General features: G+C 61.5%; 13 protein-coding genes and 1 tRNA gene. All 14 read left to right on the forward strand.

Annotated features, from left to right (window positions below; all coding sequences use genetic code 11):
* On the forward strand, positions 1–978 hold a 978-nt coding region (gene tuf / locus BMZ19_RS21730), incomplete at its 5' end, for an elongation factor Tu (protein ID WP_090313816.1).
* A gap of 53 nt (positions 979–1031) precedes the next feature.
* Positions 1032–1107, forward strand: a tRNA-Trp gene (locus tag BMZ19_RS21735).
* 45 nt (positions 1108–1152) lie between these two features.
* The gene (gene secE, locus BMZ19_RS21740) at positions 1153–1521 is read left to right on the forward strand and encodes a preprotein translocase subunit SecE (RefSeq protein WP_090313818.1); all 369 of its coding nucleotides are present in this window, start codon (positions 1153–1155) and stop codon (positions 1519–1521) included.
* A gap of 9 nt (positions 1522–1530) precedes the next feature.
* A complete protein-coding gene (gene nusG, locus BMZ19_RS21745; RefSeq protein WP_090313820.1) occupies positions 1531–2064 on the forward strand; it encodes a transcription termination/antitermination protein NusG in 534 nt (177 codons plus the stop codon).
* Between the two features lie 114 nt (positions 2065–2178).
* Positions 2179–2610, forward strand: coding sequence for a 50S ribosomal protein L11 (gene rplK, locus BMZ19_RS21750; RefSeq protein ID WP_090313822.1), 432 nt, complete (start codon positions 2179–2181; stop codon positions 2608–2610).
* Positions 2610–3305, forward strand: coding sequence for a 50S ribosomal protein L1 (gene rplA / locus BMZ19_RS21755; protein WP_090313824.1), 696 nt, complete (start codon positions 2610–2612; stop codon positions 3303–3305). The genes rplK and rplA overlap by 1 nt, the downstream gene beginning before the upstream one ends.
* 196 nt (positions 3306–3501) lie before the next feature.
* Complete coding sequence (gene rplJ / locus BMZ19_RS21760) at positions 3502–4002, forward strand: 50S ribosomal protein L10 (RefSeq protein WP_090313826.1); 501 nt, start codon at positions 3502–3504, stop codon at positions 4000–4002.
* 75 nt (positions 4003–4077) lie between these two features.
* Positions 4078–4446: a 50S ribosomal protein L7/L12 gene (gene rplL / locus BMZ19_RS21765; protein ID WP_090313828.1), complete on the forward strand. Its 369-nt coding sequence runs from the start codon at positions 4078–4080 to the stop codon at positions 4444–4446.
* 222 nt (positions 4447–4668) lie between these two features.
* Complete coding sequence (gene rpoB / locus BMZ19_RS21770; RefSeq protein ID WP_090313830.1) at positions 4669–8745, forward strand: DNA-directed RNA polymerase subunit beta; 4077 nt, start codon at positions 4669–4671, stop codon at positions 8743–8745.
* Positions 8746–8804: 59 nt separating this feature from the next.
* Positions 8805–13007 carry a DNA-directed RNA polymerase subunit beta' gene (rpoC, locus tag BMZ19_RS21775; protein ID WP_090313832.1) on the forward strand — a complete coding sequence of 1401 codons (4203 nt, stop codon included), beginning with the start codon at positions 8805–8807 and terminating at the stop codon, positions 13005–13007.
* Positions 13008–13148: 141 nt separating this feature from the next.
* On the forward strand, positions 13149–13520 hold the full coding sequence (rpsL, locus tag BMZ19_RS21780; protein WP_090313834.1) for a 30S ribosomal protein S12: 372 nt from the start codon (positions 13149–13151) through the stop codon (positions 13518–13520).
* 85 nt (positions 13521–13605) lie between these two features.
* A complete protein-coding gene (gene rpsG, locus BMZ19_RS21785) occupies positions 13606–14076 on the forward strand; it encodes a 30S ribosomal protein S7 (RefSeq protein WP_090313836.1) in 471 nt (156 codons plus the stop codon).
* 30 nt (positions 14077–14106) lie between these two features.
* Positions 14107–16209, forward strand: coding sequence for an elongation factor G (gene fusA, locus BMZ19_RS21790; RefSeq protein WP_090313838.1), 2103 nt, complete (start codon positions 14107–14109; stop codon positions 16207–16209).
* Positions 16210–16239: 30 nt separating this feature from the next.
* The coding region (locus BMZ19_RS21795; protein WP_244517302.1) for a GTP-binding protein at positions 16240–16370 on the forward strand (131 nt) is incomplete at its 3' end.

A 16370-nucleotide genomic window follows, 5' to 3' on the forward strand; every position in this document is an offset into this window, starting at 1 on the left:
GCCATTCGTCACTACGCTCACGTCGACTGCCCCGGTCACGCTGACTACGTGAAGAACATGATCACCGGTGCTGCGCAGATGGACGGCGCGATCCTGGTGTGCTCGGCTGCCGACGGCCCGATGCCGCAGACCCGCGAGCACATCCTGCTGTCCCGTCAGGTAGGTGTTCCCTACATCGTCGTGTTCCTGAACAAGGCCGACATGGTGGACGACGCCGAGCTGCTGGAACTGGTCGAGATGGAAGTTCGCGATCTGCTGAACACCTACGACTTCCCGGGCGACGACACTCCGATCGTTACCGGTTCGGCGCTGATGGCTCTGAACGGCCAGGACGACAACGAAATGGGTGTTTCGGCCGTGCGTAAGCTGGTTGAGACCCTCGACGCCTATATCCCGGAGCCGGTTCGTGCCGTTGACCAGCCGTTCCTGATGCCGATCGAAGACGTGTTCTCGATCTCGGGTCGTGGCACCGTGGTGACCGGTCGTATCGAGCGCGGCATCGTCAAGGTCCAGGAAGAAGTGGAAATCGTCGGCATTCGTCCGACCTCCAAGACCACCTGCACCGGCGTTGAAATGTTCCGCAAGCTGCTCGACGAAGGTCGTGCTGGTGAGAACGTCGGCATCCTGCTGCGCGGCATCAAGCGTGAGGATGTCGAGCGTGGCCAGGTTCTGGCCAAGCCGGGCACCATCAAGCCGCACACCAAGTTCGAAGCTGAAGTGTACGTGCTGTCCAAGGAAGAAGGTGGTCGTCACACCCCGTTCTTCAAGGGCTACCGTCCGCAGTTCTACTTCCGCACCACCGACGTTACCGGTAACTGCGAACTGCCGGAAGGCGTTGAAATGGTAATGCCGGGCGACAACATCAAGATGGTTGTCACCCTGATCGCTCCGATCGCCATGGAAGACGGCCTGCGCTTCGCGATCCGCGAAGGCGGTCGTACCGTCGGCGCCGGCGTGGTTGCCAAGATCTTCGAATAAAACGTTGATCTTTCTCGGTCGGGTCGGCATAATAGTCGGCCTGACTCAGTTACAGGCCAGTAGCTCAATTGGCAGAGCGGCGGTCTCCAAAACCGCAGGTTGGGGGTTCGATTCCCTCCTGGCCTGCCAGATTCTCGATTCAAGAGTCTGGCACCCTTCACAAGGTCCTTGCAGATGAACGCCAAGGCTGAAAACAAAGACTCCCGTCTCGATATCCTCAAGTGGTCGGCGGCTGCCATTCTGGTGGCTGTTGCGGTTGTGGGTAATCAGTATTTTTCCGCTGAACCCCTCCTGTATCGCGTGCTGGGCATCGTTGTCCTGGCGGTAGCGGCTTCCTTTGTCGCGCTGCAGACGGCCAAGGGTGGTGCTTTCTTCGCGCTGGCGAAGGAGGCTCGCACCGAAATTCGCAAGGTGGTCTGGCCGACCCGCCAGGAAACCACGCAGACCACGCTGATCGTTGTGGCGGTGGTGCTGGTGATGGCGCTGCTGCTCTGGGGGCTCGACTCCCTGCTCGGTTGGCTGGTTTCGTTGATCGTCGGTTAAGGGTGCACTGTGGCTAAGCGTTGGTATGTTGTGCATGCCTATTCGGGATACGAAAAGCATGTAATGCGCTCCCTGATCGAGCGCGTCAAGCTGGCCGGCATGGAAGACCAGTTTGGCGAGATTCTGGTGCCCACCGAAGAAGTGGTGGAGATGCGCAATGGCCAGAAGCGCAAGAGCGAGCGCAAGTTCTTCCCCGGCTATGTGCTGGTGCAGATGGAGATGAACGAGGGTACTTGGCACCTGATCAAGGATACTCCGCGCGTCATGGGCTTCATCGGTGGTACGGCCGACAAGCCGGCGCCGATCACCGAAAAGGAAGCCGAGGCCATCCTGCGCCGCGTCGCCGATGGCAGCGAGAAGCCGCGGCCGAAAACGCTGTTCGAGCCGGGCGAGGTCGTTCGCGTCACCAGCGGCCCGTTTGCCGATTTCAGTGGTGTCGTGGAAGAAGTTAACTACGAAAAGAGCCGGATCCAAGTGGCGGTGCTCATTTTCGGACGCTCCACCCCGGTGGAGCTGGAGTTCGGCCAGGTCGAGAAGGCCTGACTGGCAGGGATCCCAACCCCGCAGTCGATGACTGCGGGGTTTTGTTGTCACTGGGATAAACGCGAAAGCAATCGGGGAGCCGCAAGGCGCATGTACCCGCAACTGGAGTAGCAGATGGCTAAGAAGATTACGGCTTATATCAAGCTGCAGGTGAAGGCCGCCCAGGCCAACCCGTCGCCGCCGGTTGGTCCGGCCCTCGGTCAGCACGGCGTCAACATCATGGAGTTCTGCAAGGCGTTCAACGCGCGGACCCAAGGTATGGAGCCGGGTCTGCCGACCCCGGTGATCATCACTGTTTACAGTGACCGCAGCTTCACCTTTGAAACCAAGAGCACCCCGGCTTCGGTTCTGCTGAAGAAGGCCGCCGGCATCACCAGCGGTTCCGCTCGTCCGAACACCCAGAAAGTCGGCACCGTTACCCGTGCCCAGCTGGAAGAGATCGCCAAGACCAAGACTGCCGATCTGACTGCAGCTGACCTGGATGCGGCCGTGCGTACCATCGCTGGTTCCGCGCGTAGCATGGGCCTGAACGTGGAGGGTGTGTAATGGCTAAGCTGACCAAGCGCCAAAAGGCTATTGCCGAAAAGATTCAGGCAGGCAAGCAATACGGTTTCGAAGACGCCGCCAAGCTGCTGGCCGAGCTGTCGACCATCAAGTTCAAAGAGTCCGTGGACGTGGCGATCAACCTCGGTGTTGATCCGCGCAAATCCGACCAGGTCGTGCGTGGCGCCACCGTGCTGCCGAACGGCACTGGCAAGAGCGTTCGCGTTGCCGTGTTCACCCAGGGCCCGGCTGCCGAAGCCGCTCTGGCTGCCGGCGCCGACCGCGTAGGCATGGACGAGCTGGCCGCCGAAATGAAGGGCGGCGATCTGAGCTACGACGTGGTCATCGCCTCCCCGGACGCGATGCGTGTCGTTGGTCAGCTGGGCCAGATCCTCGGCCCACGCGGCCTGATGCCGAACCCGAAAGTCGGCACCGTGACCCCGGACGTGGCCACTGCGGTGAAGAATGCCAAGGCTGGTCAGGTACGTTTCCGTACTGACAAGAACGGCATCATCCACGCCTCCGTGGGCAAGGTCGACTTCGAGCCGGCCAAGCTGAAGCAAAACGTCGAGGCGCTGCTGTCCGACCTGAAGCGCCTGAAGCCGTCCGCCTCCAAGGGCGTGTACGTCAAGCGCGTGACCCTGAGCACCACCATGGGCCCGGGTCTGCAGGTCGATCAGGCTTCCCTGGACGCGTAAGAATCTGGCGCACCGGTTCGCCGGTGCGCCGCAAGCATTGGGGTCCCTGCCTGGCGGGGGCTGTCCAAGACCGTAGGCGGCGCAAGCCTTAAATCCCCAGCCTACGCAGATGGTGCTCCCGATTCCTTACCGAATCAGACACCAAAACGCCGTTCGGCTCCGGCTGAACGAAACGGTAACATCCAGGAGTAAACCCGTGGCAATTAAGCTCGAAGACAAGAAGGCCATTGTCGCTGAAGTCAACGAGGCTGCCAAAGCTGCCCTGTCCGCTGTCGTGGCTGATGCCCGTGGCGTGACTGTAGGCGCCATGACCGGACTCCGTAAAGAGGCCCGTGAAGCTGGTGTGTACGTGAAAGTCGTGCGTAACACCCTGGCTCGCCGCGCCGTTGAAGGCACTGATTTCGAAGTGCTGAACGACGTGTTCAAGGGCCCGACCCTGATCGCATTCTCCACCGAGCATCCGGGCGCTGCCGCCCGTATCTTCAAGGAGTTCGCCAAGGGTCAGGACAAGTTCGAGATCAAGGCGGCTGCCTTCGAAGGCAAGTTCATTGCGGCCAATCAGATCGACGTACTGGCAACCCTGCCGACCTACAACGAAGCTATTTCTCAGCTGATGAGCGTGATCCAAGGCGCCACCAGCAAGCTGGCTCGTACTCTGGCGGCGGTTCGCGACAAGAAGGAAGCCGAGGCTGCCTGAGGCACCACGGAATCTTCCACCTTTTTTGTTTAATAAGGCGGCCTAGAGGCTGCCACCCAATACAGGAATAGAGTCATGGCTCTGACCAACGAAGATATCATCAACGCCGTTTCCGAAATGTCCGTGATGCAGGTTGTTGAACTGATCAAGGCAATGGAAGAGAAGTTCGGCGTTACCGCCGCCGCTGCTGCTGCTGCCGGTCCGGCCGCTGCCGCTGCTGTGGTTGAAGAGCAGACTGAATTCAACATCATGCTGCTCGAAGCTGGTGAGAAGAAAGTCAACGTCATCAAGGTCGTTCGCGAGCTGACCGGTCTGGGCCTGAAAGAAGCCAAGGCTGTTGTTGACGGCGCTCCGGGCCTGGTCAAGGAAGGCGCTTCCAAGGAAGAAGCCGAAGCTGCCAAGAAGGCTCTGGAAGAAGCAGGCGCCAAGGTCGAGCTCAAGTAAGCTGAGCCGACCTTGCGTCGACAGTCCGCGCGCCAATTACGGACTGATGGCTGGTGGCTTATGCCACCGGCCTTTTTCCGTTATGGGCGGCCTGGCAAAGCCGGCTGCCCGTGACGCGAAACACCACCCTGAGCGGTGGTTGCAAACCAAGGGTTTGCACGATTTTCCGGCTACTCCCGTCGGAGAGGCCAAACAAGCAGGTGACCAAGCTGGGGAACGCTGATGGCTTACTCATATACTGAGAAAAAACGTATCCGCAAGGACTTTAGCAAGTTGCCGGACGTCATGGATGTGCCGTATCTGCTGGCCATTCAACTGGATTCGTACCGCGAATTCCTGCAGGCGGGCGCTGGCAAGGAGCATCTCCGCGACGTCGGCCTGCATGCGGCCTTCAAGTCCGTTTTCCCGATTATCAGCTATTCCGGCAATGCCGCCCTGGAATACGTCGGTTATCGCCTGGGCGAACCGGCATTCGATGTCAAGGAATGCGTACTGCGCGGCGTGACCTTCGCCGTACCGCTGCGCGTGAAAGTGCGTCTGATGATCTTCGATAAGGAATCGTCGAGCAAGGCAATCAAGGACATCAAGGAGCAGGAAGTCTACATGGGGGAAATCCCCCTGATGACCGAGAACGGTACCTTCATCATCAACGGTACCGAGCGCGTCATCGTCTCCCAGCTGCACCGCTCGCCGGGCGTGTTCTTCGATCACGACAAGGGCAAGACCCACAGCTCGGGCAAGCTGCTGTACTCCGCCCGCATCATTCCCTACCGCGGCTCCTGGCTGGACTTCGAGTTCGACCCGAAGGATGCCGTGTTCGTGCGTATCGACCGTCGCCGCAAGCTGCCGGCGTCCGTGCTGCTGCGTGCGCTGAACTATGGCACCGAGGAGATCCTCGATGCCTTCTATGACACCAACGTTTTCCACCTGAAGGATCAGTCGCTGCGCCTTGAGCTGGTGCCGCAGCGCCTGCGTGGCGAGATCGCTGGCTTCGACATCAAGGACGAGACTGGCAAGATCATCGTCGAGCAGGGTCGCCGAGTCACCGCGCGCCACATCAATCAGCTGGAAAAGTCCGGGATCAAGGAACTGGAAGTTCCGCTGGACTACGTCCTCGGTCGCACCCTGGCCAAGGCTGTCGTGCATCCGGCCACCGGCGAAATCATCGCCGAGTGCAACGTCGAACTGACCACCGAGCTGCTGGTCAAGATCGCCAAGGCCCAGGTCGTCCGCCTCGAGACCCTGTACACCAACGATATCGACTGCGGTCCGTTCATCTCCGACACCCTGAAGATCGACGGCACCAGCAACCAGCTGGAAGCCCTGGTCGAGATCTACCGGATGATGCGTCCCGGCGAGCCGCCGACCAAGGATGCTGCCGAGACCCTGTTCAACAACCTGTTCTTCAGCGCCGAGCGTTACGACCTGTCCGCCGTTGGTCGCATGAAGTTCAACCGTCGCATCGGTCGTGAAGAGATCGAAGGCCCGGGCGTGCTCAGCCGCGAAGACATTGTCGCCGTACTGAAGACCCTGGTCGACATCCGCAACGGCAAGGGCATCGTCGACGACATCGACCACCTCGGCAACCGTCGCGTACGCTGCGTCGGCGAGATGGCCGAGAACCAGTTCCGTGTCGGCCTCGTGCGCGTCGAGCGCGCGGTCAAGGAACGTCTGTCGATGGCCGAAAGCGAAGGCCTGATGCCACAGGACCTGATCAACGCCAAGCCGGTGGCTGCCGCGGTCAAGGAGTTCTTCGGTTCCAGCCAGCTGTCGCAGTTCATGGACCAGAACAACCCGCTGTCGGAGATCACCCACAAGCGCCGCGTTTCCGCGCTTGGCCCGGGCGGTCTGACCCGCGAGCGCGCCGGCTTCGAAGTCCGCGACGTACACCCGACCCACTACGGCCGCGTGTGCCCGATCGAAACACCGGAAGGTCCGAACATCGGCCTGATCAACTCGCTGGCCACCTATGCCCGCACCAACCAGTACGGCTTCCTCGAGAGCCCGTACCGTGTGGTAAAGGGCGGTCAGGTGACCGACGAGATCGTGTTCCTGTCGGCGATCGAAGAAGCCAACCACGTGATTGCCCAGGCCTCGGCGACCCTCAACGAGCAGGGTCAGCTGGTGGACGAGCTGGTGGCCGTGCGCCACATGAACGAATTCACCGTGAAGGCGCCGGAAGACGTCACCCTGATGGACGTATCGCCCAAGCAGGTGGTTTCCGTCGCGGCCTCGCTGATTCCGTTCCTCGAGCACGACGACGCCAACCGCGCTCTGATGGGTTCGAACATGCAGCGTCAGGCCGTGCCGACCCTGCGTGCCGACAAGCCGCTGGTCGGTACCGGGATGGAGCGCAACGTCGCCCGTGACTCCGGCGTCTGCGTGGTGGCCCGTCGCGGCGGGGTGATCGACTCGGTCGATGCCAGCCGCATCGTGGTGCGCGTGCACAACGACGAGGTCGAGACCGGCGAAGCGGGTGTCGACATCTACAACCTGACCAAGTACACCCGTTCCAACCAGAACACCTGCATCAACCAGCGTCCGCTGGTCAGCAAGGGTGATGTGGTGTCGCGCAGCGACATCATGGCCGATGGCCCGTCCACCGACATGGGCGAGCTGGCTCTCGGTCAGAACATGCGCGTGGCGTTCATGCCGTGGAACGGCTTCAACTTCGAAGACTCCATCTGCCTGTCCGAGCGCGTGGTCCAGGAAGATCGCTTCACCACCATCCATATCCAGGAACTGACCTGCGTGTCGCGCGACACCAAGCTGGGCCCGGAGGAGATCACTGCAGACATCCCGAACGTCGGTGAAGCTGCGCTGAACAAGCTGGATGAAGCGGGTATCGTCTATGTGGGTGCCGAGGTTGGTGCCGGCGATATCCTGGTCGGCAAGGTCACCCCGAAGGGCGAGACTCAGCTGACTCCGGAAGAGAAACTGCTGCGGGCGATCTTCGGCGAAAAGGCCAGCGACGTTAAGGACACCTCCCTGCGCGTGCCGACCGGCACCAAGGGCACCGTCATCGACGTCCAAGTGTTCACCCGTGACGGCGTGGAGCGCGACTCGCGCGCCCTGTCGATCGAGAAGATGCAGCTCGACGAGATCCGCAAGGACCTCAACGAGGAGTTCCGCATCGTCGAAGGCGCGACCTTCGAGCGTCTGCGCGCCGCACTGGTCGGCTGCAAGGCCGAAGGTGGCCCGGGCGGCCTGAAGAAGGGCACCGAGATCACCGACGAGTACCTCGACAGCGTCGAGCGTGGACAGTGGTTCAAGCTGCGCATGGCCGAGGAAGCACTGAACGAGCAGCTGGAGAAGGCCCAGGCCTACATCTCCGACCGCCGTCAGCTGCTCGACGACAAGTTCGAAGACAAGAAGCGCAAGCTGCAGCAGGGCGACGACCTGGCGCCGGGCGTGCTGAAGATCGTCAAGGTCTACCTCGCCATCAAGCGCCGCATCCAGCCGGGCGACAAGATGGCCGGTCGCCACGGTAACAAGGGTGTGGTCTCGGTGATCATGCCGGTCGAAGACATGCCGCACGATGCCAACGGCACGCCGGTGGACATCGTCCTCAACCCGCTGGGCGTACCGTCGCGGATGAACGTCGGCCAGATCCTCGAAACCCACCTGGGCCTCGCGGCCAAGGGGCTGGGCGAGAAGATCAATCGCATGCTCGAAGAGCAGCGCAAGGTCGCCGAGCTGCGTCAGTTCATGCAGCAGATCTACAACGAGATCGGTGGTCGTCAGGAAAACCTGGACAGTCTGAGCGATCAGGAAGTGCTGGACCTGGCGCAGAACCTGCGTGGCGGCGTGCCGATGGCCACTCCGGTGTTCGACGGTGCCGAAGAGAGCGAGATCAAGGCCATGCTGAAGCTGGCCGACATGCCGGAAAGCGGGCAGATGCACCTCTTCGACGGTCGTACCGGCAATGCCTTCGAGCGTCCGACCACTGTCGGCTACATGTACATGCTCAAGCTGAACCACCTGGTCGACGACAAGATGCACGCGCGTTCCACCGGCTCCTACAGCCTGGTTACCCAGCAACCGCTGGGCGGCAAGGCGCAGTTCGGTGGCCAGCGTTTCGGGGAGATGGAGGTCTGGGCGCTGGAAGCCTACGGCGCCGCCTACACCCTGCAGGAAATGCTGACCGTGAAGTCGGACGACGTGAACGGCCGGACCAAGATGTACAAGAACATCGTGGATGGCGATCACCGCATGGAGGCCGGCATGCCCGAGTCCTTCAACGTGCTGATCAAGGAAATCCGTTCGCTCGGCATCGACATCGAGCTGGAAACCGAATAACCCGCGACGCGTACCGGCGGCAGGCGAGCCTGCCGCCGGCTCCGTGAGGAGGAAAGGCCTTGAAAGACCTGCTGAATCTATTGAAAAACCAGGGTCAAGTCGAAGAGTTCGATGCCATCAAGATTGCGCTGGCGTCGCCCGAGATGATCCGTTCCTGGTCCTTCGGTGAAGTTAAGAAGCCGGAGACCATCAACTACCGTACCTTCAAGCCCGAGCGTGACGGCCTGTTCTGCGCCAAGATCTTCGGTCCGGTGAAGGACTACGAGTGCCTGTGCGGCAAGTACAAGCGCCTCAAGCACCGCGGCGTGATCTGCGAGAAGTGCGGCGTGGAAGTCGCCCTGGCCAAGGTGCGTCGCGAGCGCATGGCGCACATCGAGCTGGCTTCGCCGGTTGCCCACATCTGGTTCCTCAAGTCGCTGCCGTCGCGTATCGGCCTGCTGCTGGACATGACCCTGCGCGATATCGAGCGCGTGCTCTATTTCGAGAGCTACGTGGTGATCGATCCGGGCATGACCACCCTGGAAAAGGGCCAGCTGCTCAACGACGAACAGTACTTCGAGGCGCTCGAGGAGTTCGGTGACGACTTCGATGCCCGCATGGGTGCCGAGGCGGTCTTCGAGCTGCTCTCCGCCATCGATCTGGAGCACGAGATCGGCCGCCTGCGCGAAGAGATTCCGCAGACCAACTCGGAAACCAAGATCAAGAAGCTGTCCAAGCGCCTGAAGCTGATGGAAGCCTTCCAGGGCTCCGGCAACAAGCCGGAGTGGATGGTGCTGACCGTGCTGCCGGTACTGCCGCCGGACCTGCGTCCGCTGGTGCCGCTGGATGGCGGCCGCTTCGCGACCTCCGATCTGAACGATCTGTACCGCCGGGTGATCAACCGCAACAACCGCCTCAAGCGCCTGCTCGACCTGGCTGCGCCGGACATCATCGTGCGCAACGAGAAGCGCATGCTGCAGGAAGCCGTGGACGCCCTGCTGGACAACGGCCGCCGCGGCCGTGCCATCACCGGCTCCAACAAGCGCCCGCTGAAGTCCTTGGCCGACATGATCAAGGGCAAGCAGGGCCGCTTCCGTCAGAACCTGCTCGGCAAGCGCGTCGACTACTCCGGCCGTTCGGTAATCACCGTCGGCCCGACCCTGCGCCTGCATCAGTGCGGTCTGCCCAAGAAGATGGCCCTCGAGCTGTTCAAGCCGTTCATCTTCGGCAAGCTCGAAGCCCGCGGCATGGCCACCACCATCAAGGCGGCCAAGAAGATGGTCGAGCGCGAGCTGCCCGAGGTGTGGGACGTGCTCGCCGAGGTCATCCGCGAACATCCCGTGCTGCTCAACCGTGCGCCGACCCTGCACCGTCTGGGCATCCAGGCGTTCGAGCCGGTGCTCATCGAAGGCAAGGCGATCCAGCTGCACCCGCTGGTCTGTGCTGCGTACAACGCCGACTTCGACGGTGACCAGATGGCCGTGCATGTCCCGCTGACCCTCGAGGCCCAGCTGGAAGCGCGCGCGCTGATGATGTCGACCAACAACATCCTGTCCCCGGCCAACGGCGAGCCGATCATCGTGCCGTCGCAGGACGTGGTGCTGGGTCTGTACTACATGACCCGCGAAGCGATCAACGCCAAGGGCGAAGGCCGCGTGTTCGCCGACCTGCAGGAAGTCGACCGCGTGTTCCGCGCCGGCGAAGTGTCCCTGCACGCCAAGGTCAAGGTGCGCATCAACGAGGTGGTGAAGGACCGCGACAGCGGCGTCATCACCAAGAACACCCGCATCGTCGACACCACCGTCGGCCGCGCGCTGCTGTTCCAGGTTGTGCCGTCCGGGCTGTCGTTCGACGTGGTCAACCAGCCGATGAAGAAGAAGGCGATCTCCAAGCTGATCAACCACGCGTACCGTGTGGTCGGTCTCAAGGACACCGTGATCTTCGCCGACCAACTGATGTACACCGGTTTCGCCTACTCGACCATCTCCGGTGTGTCGATCGGCGTCAACGACTTCGTCATCCCGGAAGCCAAGGCGCGCATCATTGATGCGGCCACCGCCGAAGTGAAGGAAATCGAGACCCAGTACGCCTCCGGCCTGGTCACCCAGGGCGAGAAGTACAACAAGGTGATCGACCTGTGGTCGAAGGCCAACGACGAAGTGTCCAAGGCGATGATGGCCAACCTGTCCAAGGACAAGGTCATCGACCGCCACGGCAACGAAGTCGAGCAGGAGTCCTTCAACTCCATGTACATGATGGCCGACTCGGGTGCGCGGGGTTCTGCTGCGCAGATCCGCCAGCTGGCCGGCATGCGTGGCCTGATGGCCAAGCCGGACGGCTCGATCATCGAGACGCCGATCACCGCGAATTTCCGTGAAGGCCTGAACGTACTGCAGTACTTCATCTCCACCCACGGTGCCCGTAAGGGTCTGGCGGATACCGCGCTGAAGACCGCCAACTCCGGTTACCTGACCCGTCGCCTGGTCGACGTGGCCCAGGATCTGGTGGTGACCGAGGTCGATTGTGGCACCGAACATGGTCTGCTGATGACCCCGCACATCGAAGGCGGCGACATCGTCGAGCCGCTCGGTGAGCGCGTGCTCGGCCGCGTGATCGCCCGTGACGTGCCCAAGCCGGGTACCGACGAGATCATCGTGCCGGCCGGCACCCTGATCGACGAGCAGTGGGTCGACTTCCTCGAGCTGAACAGCGTCGACGAAGTGATCGTGCGTTCGCCGATCGCCTGCGAAACCCGCTACGGTATCTGCGCCAAGTGCTACGGTCGCGATCTGGCCCGTGGTCACCAGGTCAACATCGGTGAAGCGGTCGGCGTCATTGCCGCCCAGTCGATCGGTGAGCCGGGTACCCAGCTGACCATGCGTACCTTCCACATCGGTGGTGCGGCCAGCCGAAGCGCTGCCCAGGACAGCATTCAGGTGAAGAGCGGCGGCACCGTCCGTCTGCACAACCTGAAGCACGTCGAGCGTGCCGACGGTGCCCTGGTGGCGGTGTCGCGTTCCGGCGAGCTGGCGGTGGCCGACGACTTCGGTCGCGAGCGCGAGCGCTACAAGCTGCCCTACGGTGCGGTGATTTCCATCAAGGAAGGCGACAAGGTCGAAGCTGGTGCCATCGTGGCCAAGTGGGACCCGCACACCCACCCCATCGTCACCGAGATGGCCGGTACCGTGACCTTCGTGGGCATGGAGGAGGGCATCACTGTCCGCCGCCAGACCGACGAGCTGACCGGTCTGACCAACATCGAGGTGATGGACCTGCACGAGCGTCCGGCAGCCGGCAAGGACATCCGTCCGGCGGTCAAGCTGGTCGATGCCAGTGGCAAGGAACTGCTGCTGCCGGGCACCGACGTGCCGGCCCAGTACTTCTTGCCGGCCAAGACCCTGGTCAACCTGTCCGACGGTGCCAAGGTGAATGTCGGTGACGTGGTCGCGCGTATCCCGCAGGAAACCTCGAAGACCCGCGACATCACCGGTGGTCTGCCGCGCGTAGCCGACCTGTTCGAAGCGCGTCGTCCGAAGGAGCCGTCGATCCTCGCGGAAATCAGCGGCACCATCAGCTTCGGTAAGGAGACCAAGGGCAAGCGCCGTCTGGTCATCACTCCGAACGATGGCAGCGATCCGTACGAGGAGCTGATTCCGAAGTGGCGTCACCTCAACGTCTTCGAAGGCGAGCAGGTGAACAAGGGGGAAGTGATCTCCGACGGTCCGAGCAACCCGCACGATATCCTGCGTCTGCTGGGTGTCAGCGCGCTGGCCAAGTACATCGTCAACGAGATCCAGGACGTGTACCGCCTGCAGGGCGTGAAGATCAACGACAAGCACATCGAAACCATCCTGCGCCAGATGCTGCGCAAGGTCGAGATTGCCGAGTCGGGCGACTCCAGCTTCATCAAGGGCGACCAGGCGGAGCTGACCCAGGTGCTGGAAGAGAACGAGCGTCTGGCTGCCGATGACAAGTTCATCGCCAAGTACGCGCGCGTGCTGCTGGGCATCACCAAGGCCTCGCTGTCGACCGAGTCGTTCATCTCCGCGGCCTCCTTCCAGGAAACCACCCGCGTCCTCACCGAGGCGGCGGTTACCGGCAAGCGCGACTACCTGCGCGGCCTGAAGGAGAACGTGGTGGTTGGTCGCCTGATCCCGGCGGGTACCGGTCTGGCCTACCACAGCGAGCGCAAGCGCCGTCGTGAAGCCGACAAGCCGCAGCGCGTGAGCGCCAGCGAAGTTGAAGCGGCGCTGACCGAAGCGCTGAACTTCAGCGAAAAATGAGTGCTACCCCCGGTCGCCTTGGTGGGCGGGGGTGCCTTGACGAGGGGTGTCAAGCTCTTTAGACTCATGCACCCCTTAATCTCGCGGGGCATTTTGCCCCGCGAAATTTTTGTGTCGAAAGACAATCAGTGGAGCTAGTAGATGGCAACTATCAACCAGCTGGTGCGCCAGCCGCGCAAGCGCGTCTCTGAAAAGAGCGACGTGCCTGCGCTGCAGAACTGCCCCCAGCGTCGCGGCGTGTGCACCCGCGTTTACACCACCACCCCGAAGAAGCCGAACTCCGCGCTGCGTAAGGTCTGCCGTGTGCGCCTGACCAACGGCTACGAAGTCGCTTCCTACATCGGCGGTGAAGGTCACAACCTGCAAGAGCACAGCGTGGTGCTGATCCGTGGCGGTCGTGTAAAAGACCTTCCGGGTGTGCGTTACCACACCGTGCGCGGTTCGCTGGATACCTCCGGCGTGAAGGATCGTAAGCAGGGTCGCTCGAAGTACGGCACCAAGCGTCCGAAGTAATTTTCCTAATTCATTTTTGTCGAGTCGATAAGAGTAAGGTCGGGCAAGTCCCGGGCTAACCTGAAGACCGTTTGAGGGCTTATCAATGCCAAGACGTCGTGTAGCGGCCAAGCGTGAAATCCTTGCCGATCCGAAGTACGGAAGCCAGATTCTGGCTAAGTTCATGAACCACGTGATGGAAAGCGGCAAGAAGGCCGTGGCCGAGCGCATCGTTTACGGTGCTCTGGAAACCGTCAAGCAGCGCAAGAACGTCGATCCCCTGGAAACCTTCGAGAAAGCACTCGACGCCATCGCTCCGCTGGTCGAAGTGAAGTCCCGTCGTGTCGGCGGTGCTACCTACCAGGTTCCGGTTGAAGTTCGTCCGTCCCGTCGTAACGCGCTGGCCATGCGCTGGCTGGTAGATTACGCGCGCAAGCGTGGTGAGAAGTCCATGGCCCTGCGCCTGGCTGGCGAGCTGATCGATGCCGCCGAAGGCAAAGGCGCTGCAGTGAAGAAGCGTGAAGACGTGCACCGCATGGCTGAAGCCAACAAGGCCTTCTCGCACTACCGTTTCTAAGAAGCGCTTTCACTTAGCGAGGACCCTACCGTGGCCCGTACTACCCCAATCAATCGCTACCGTAACATCGGTATCTGTGCGCACGTGGATGCTGGCAAGACCACCACCACCGAGCGGATCCTGTTCTACACCGGCCTCAGCCACAAGATGGGTGAAGTGCACGATGGCGCAGCGACCACCGACTGGATGGTGCAGGAGCAGGAGCGTGGTATCACCATCACCTCCGCTGCCGTGACCACCTTCTGGAAAGGCTCGCGCGCCCAGTACGACAACTATCGTGTCAACGTCATCGATACCCCCGGTCACGTGGACTTCACCATTGAGGTGGAGCGTTCCCTGCGTGTGCTGGACGGCGCTGTCGTGGTGTTCTGCGGCACCTCCGGTGTAGAGCCGCAGTCGGAAACCGTATGGCGTCAGGCCAACAAGTACGGTGTGCCGCGCATCGTCTACGTCAACAAGATGGACCGTGCCGGTGCCAACTTCCTGCGCGTTGTCGGTCAGATCAAGCAGCGTCTGGGTCACACCCCGGTGCCGGTGCAGCTGGCCATTGGCGCCGAGGAGAACTTCCAGGGCCAGATCGACCTGATCAAGATGAAGGCGATCTACTGGAACGACGACGACAAGGGCACCACCTACCGCGAGGAAGAGATTCCGGCGGAGCTGCTCGCTGAAGCCGAAGAGTGGCGCTCGAACATGATCGAGTCGGCTGCCGAAGCCAACGAAGAGCTGATGAACAAGTATCTCGAAGGTGGCGAGCTGTCCACCGAAGAGATCAAGGCCGGCCTGCGCCAGCGCACCATCGCCTGCGAAATCGTTCCGGCTGTCTGCGGTTCCTCCTTCAAGAACAAGGGTGTGCCCCTGGTTCTCGACGCCGTGATCGACTTCCTGCCGGCTCCGACCGAGATTCCCGCTATCCAGGGTGTCAACCCGGATAACGAGGAGCTCACCGACGAGCGTCATGCCAGCGACGACGAGCCGTTCTCGGCTCTGGCGTTCAAGATCGCCACCGACCCGTTCGTGGGCACCCTGACCTTCGCGCGCGTCTACTCGGGCGTACTCAGCTCCGGCGACTCGGTGCTGAACTCGGTGAAAGGCAAGAAGGAGCGCGTCGGCCGGATGGTGCAGATGCACGCCAACCAGCGCGACGAGATCAAGGAATGCCGTGCCGGCGACATCGCGGCGCTGATCGGCATGAAGGATGTCACCACCGGTGACACCCTGTGCTCCATCGACAAGCCGATCATCCTCGAGCGTATGGACTTCCCGGAGCCGGTAATCTCCGTGGCGGTCGAGCCGAAGACCAAGGCTGACCAGGAAAAGATGGGTATCGCTCTGGGCAAGCTGGCCCAGGAAGACCCGTCGTTCCGCGTCAAGACCGACGAGGAAACCGGGCAGACCATCATCTCCGGTATGGGTGAGCTGCACCTGGACATCCTCGTTGACCGCATGAAGCGCGAGTTCAACGTCGAGGCCAACATCGGCAAGCCGCAGGTGGCTTACCGTGAAATGATCCGCAACAAGTGCGAGATCGAAGGCAAGTTCGTTCGTCAGTCCGGCGGTCGTGGCCAGTTCGGCCATTGCTGGATCCGCTTCGAGCCGTCCGACGAAGGTCAGGAAGGTCTGGAGTTCAAGAACGAAGTCGTGGGTGGTGTGGTTCCGAAGGAATACATCCCGGCGATCCAGAAGGGTATCGAAGAGCAGATGAAAAACGGCGTTGTTGCCGGCTATCCGCTCATCGGCCTGAAGGCAACCGTATTCGACGGTTCCTACCATGACGTTGACTCCAACGAAATGGCGTTCAAGATCGCAGCTTCCATGGCGACCAAGCAGCTGGCCCAGAAAGGTGGTGCCGTTCTGCTTGAGCCGATCATGAAGGTTGAGGTGGTGACTCCGGAAGACTACATGGGCGACGTGATGGGTGACCTGAACCGTCGTCGCGGCCTGATCCAGGGCATGGAAGACACCGTGTCCGGCAAGGTGATCCGTGCCGAAGTGCCGCTGGGCGAGATGTTCGGTTACGCTACCGACGTGCGCTCGATGTCGCAGGGTCGTGCGAGTTACTCCATGGAGTTCTCGAAGTACTCGGAAGCTCCGGCCAACATCGCCGAAGCTATCGTCAAGAAACAAGGTTGATTCAGCCCTTTTGGTAAGAGGTTTACTGTCGTGGCTAAAGAAAAATTTGAACGTAACAAACCGCACGTCAACGTTGGCACCATCGGTCACGTCGACCATGGCAAGACCACTCTGACTGCTGCTCTGACCAAGGTCTGCGCTGAGACCTGGGGTGGTTCCGC

This window comes from Pseudomonas linyingensis (assembly GCF_900109175.1).
GTDB classification, from domain to species: domain Bacteria; phylum Pseudomonadota; class Gammaproteobacteria; order Pseudomonadales; family Pseudomonadaceae; genus Geopseudomonas; species Geopseudomonas linyingensis.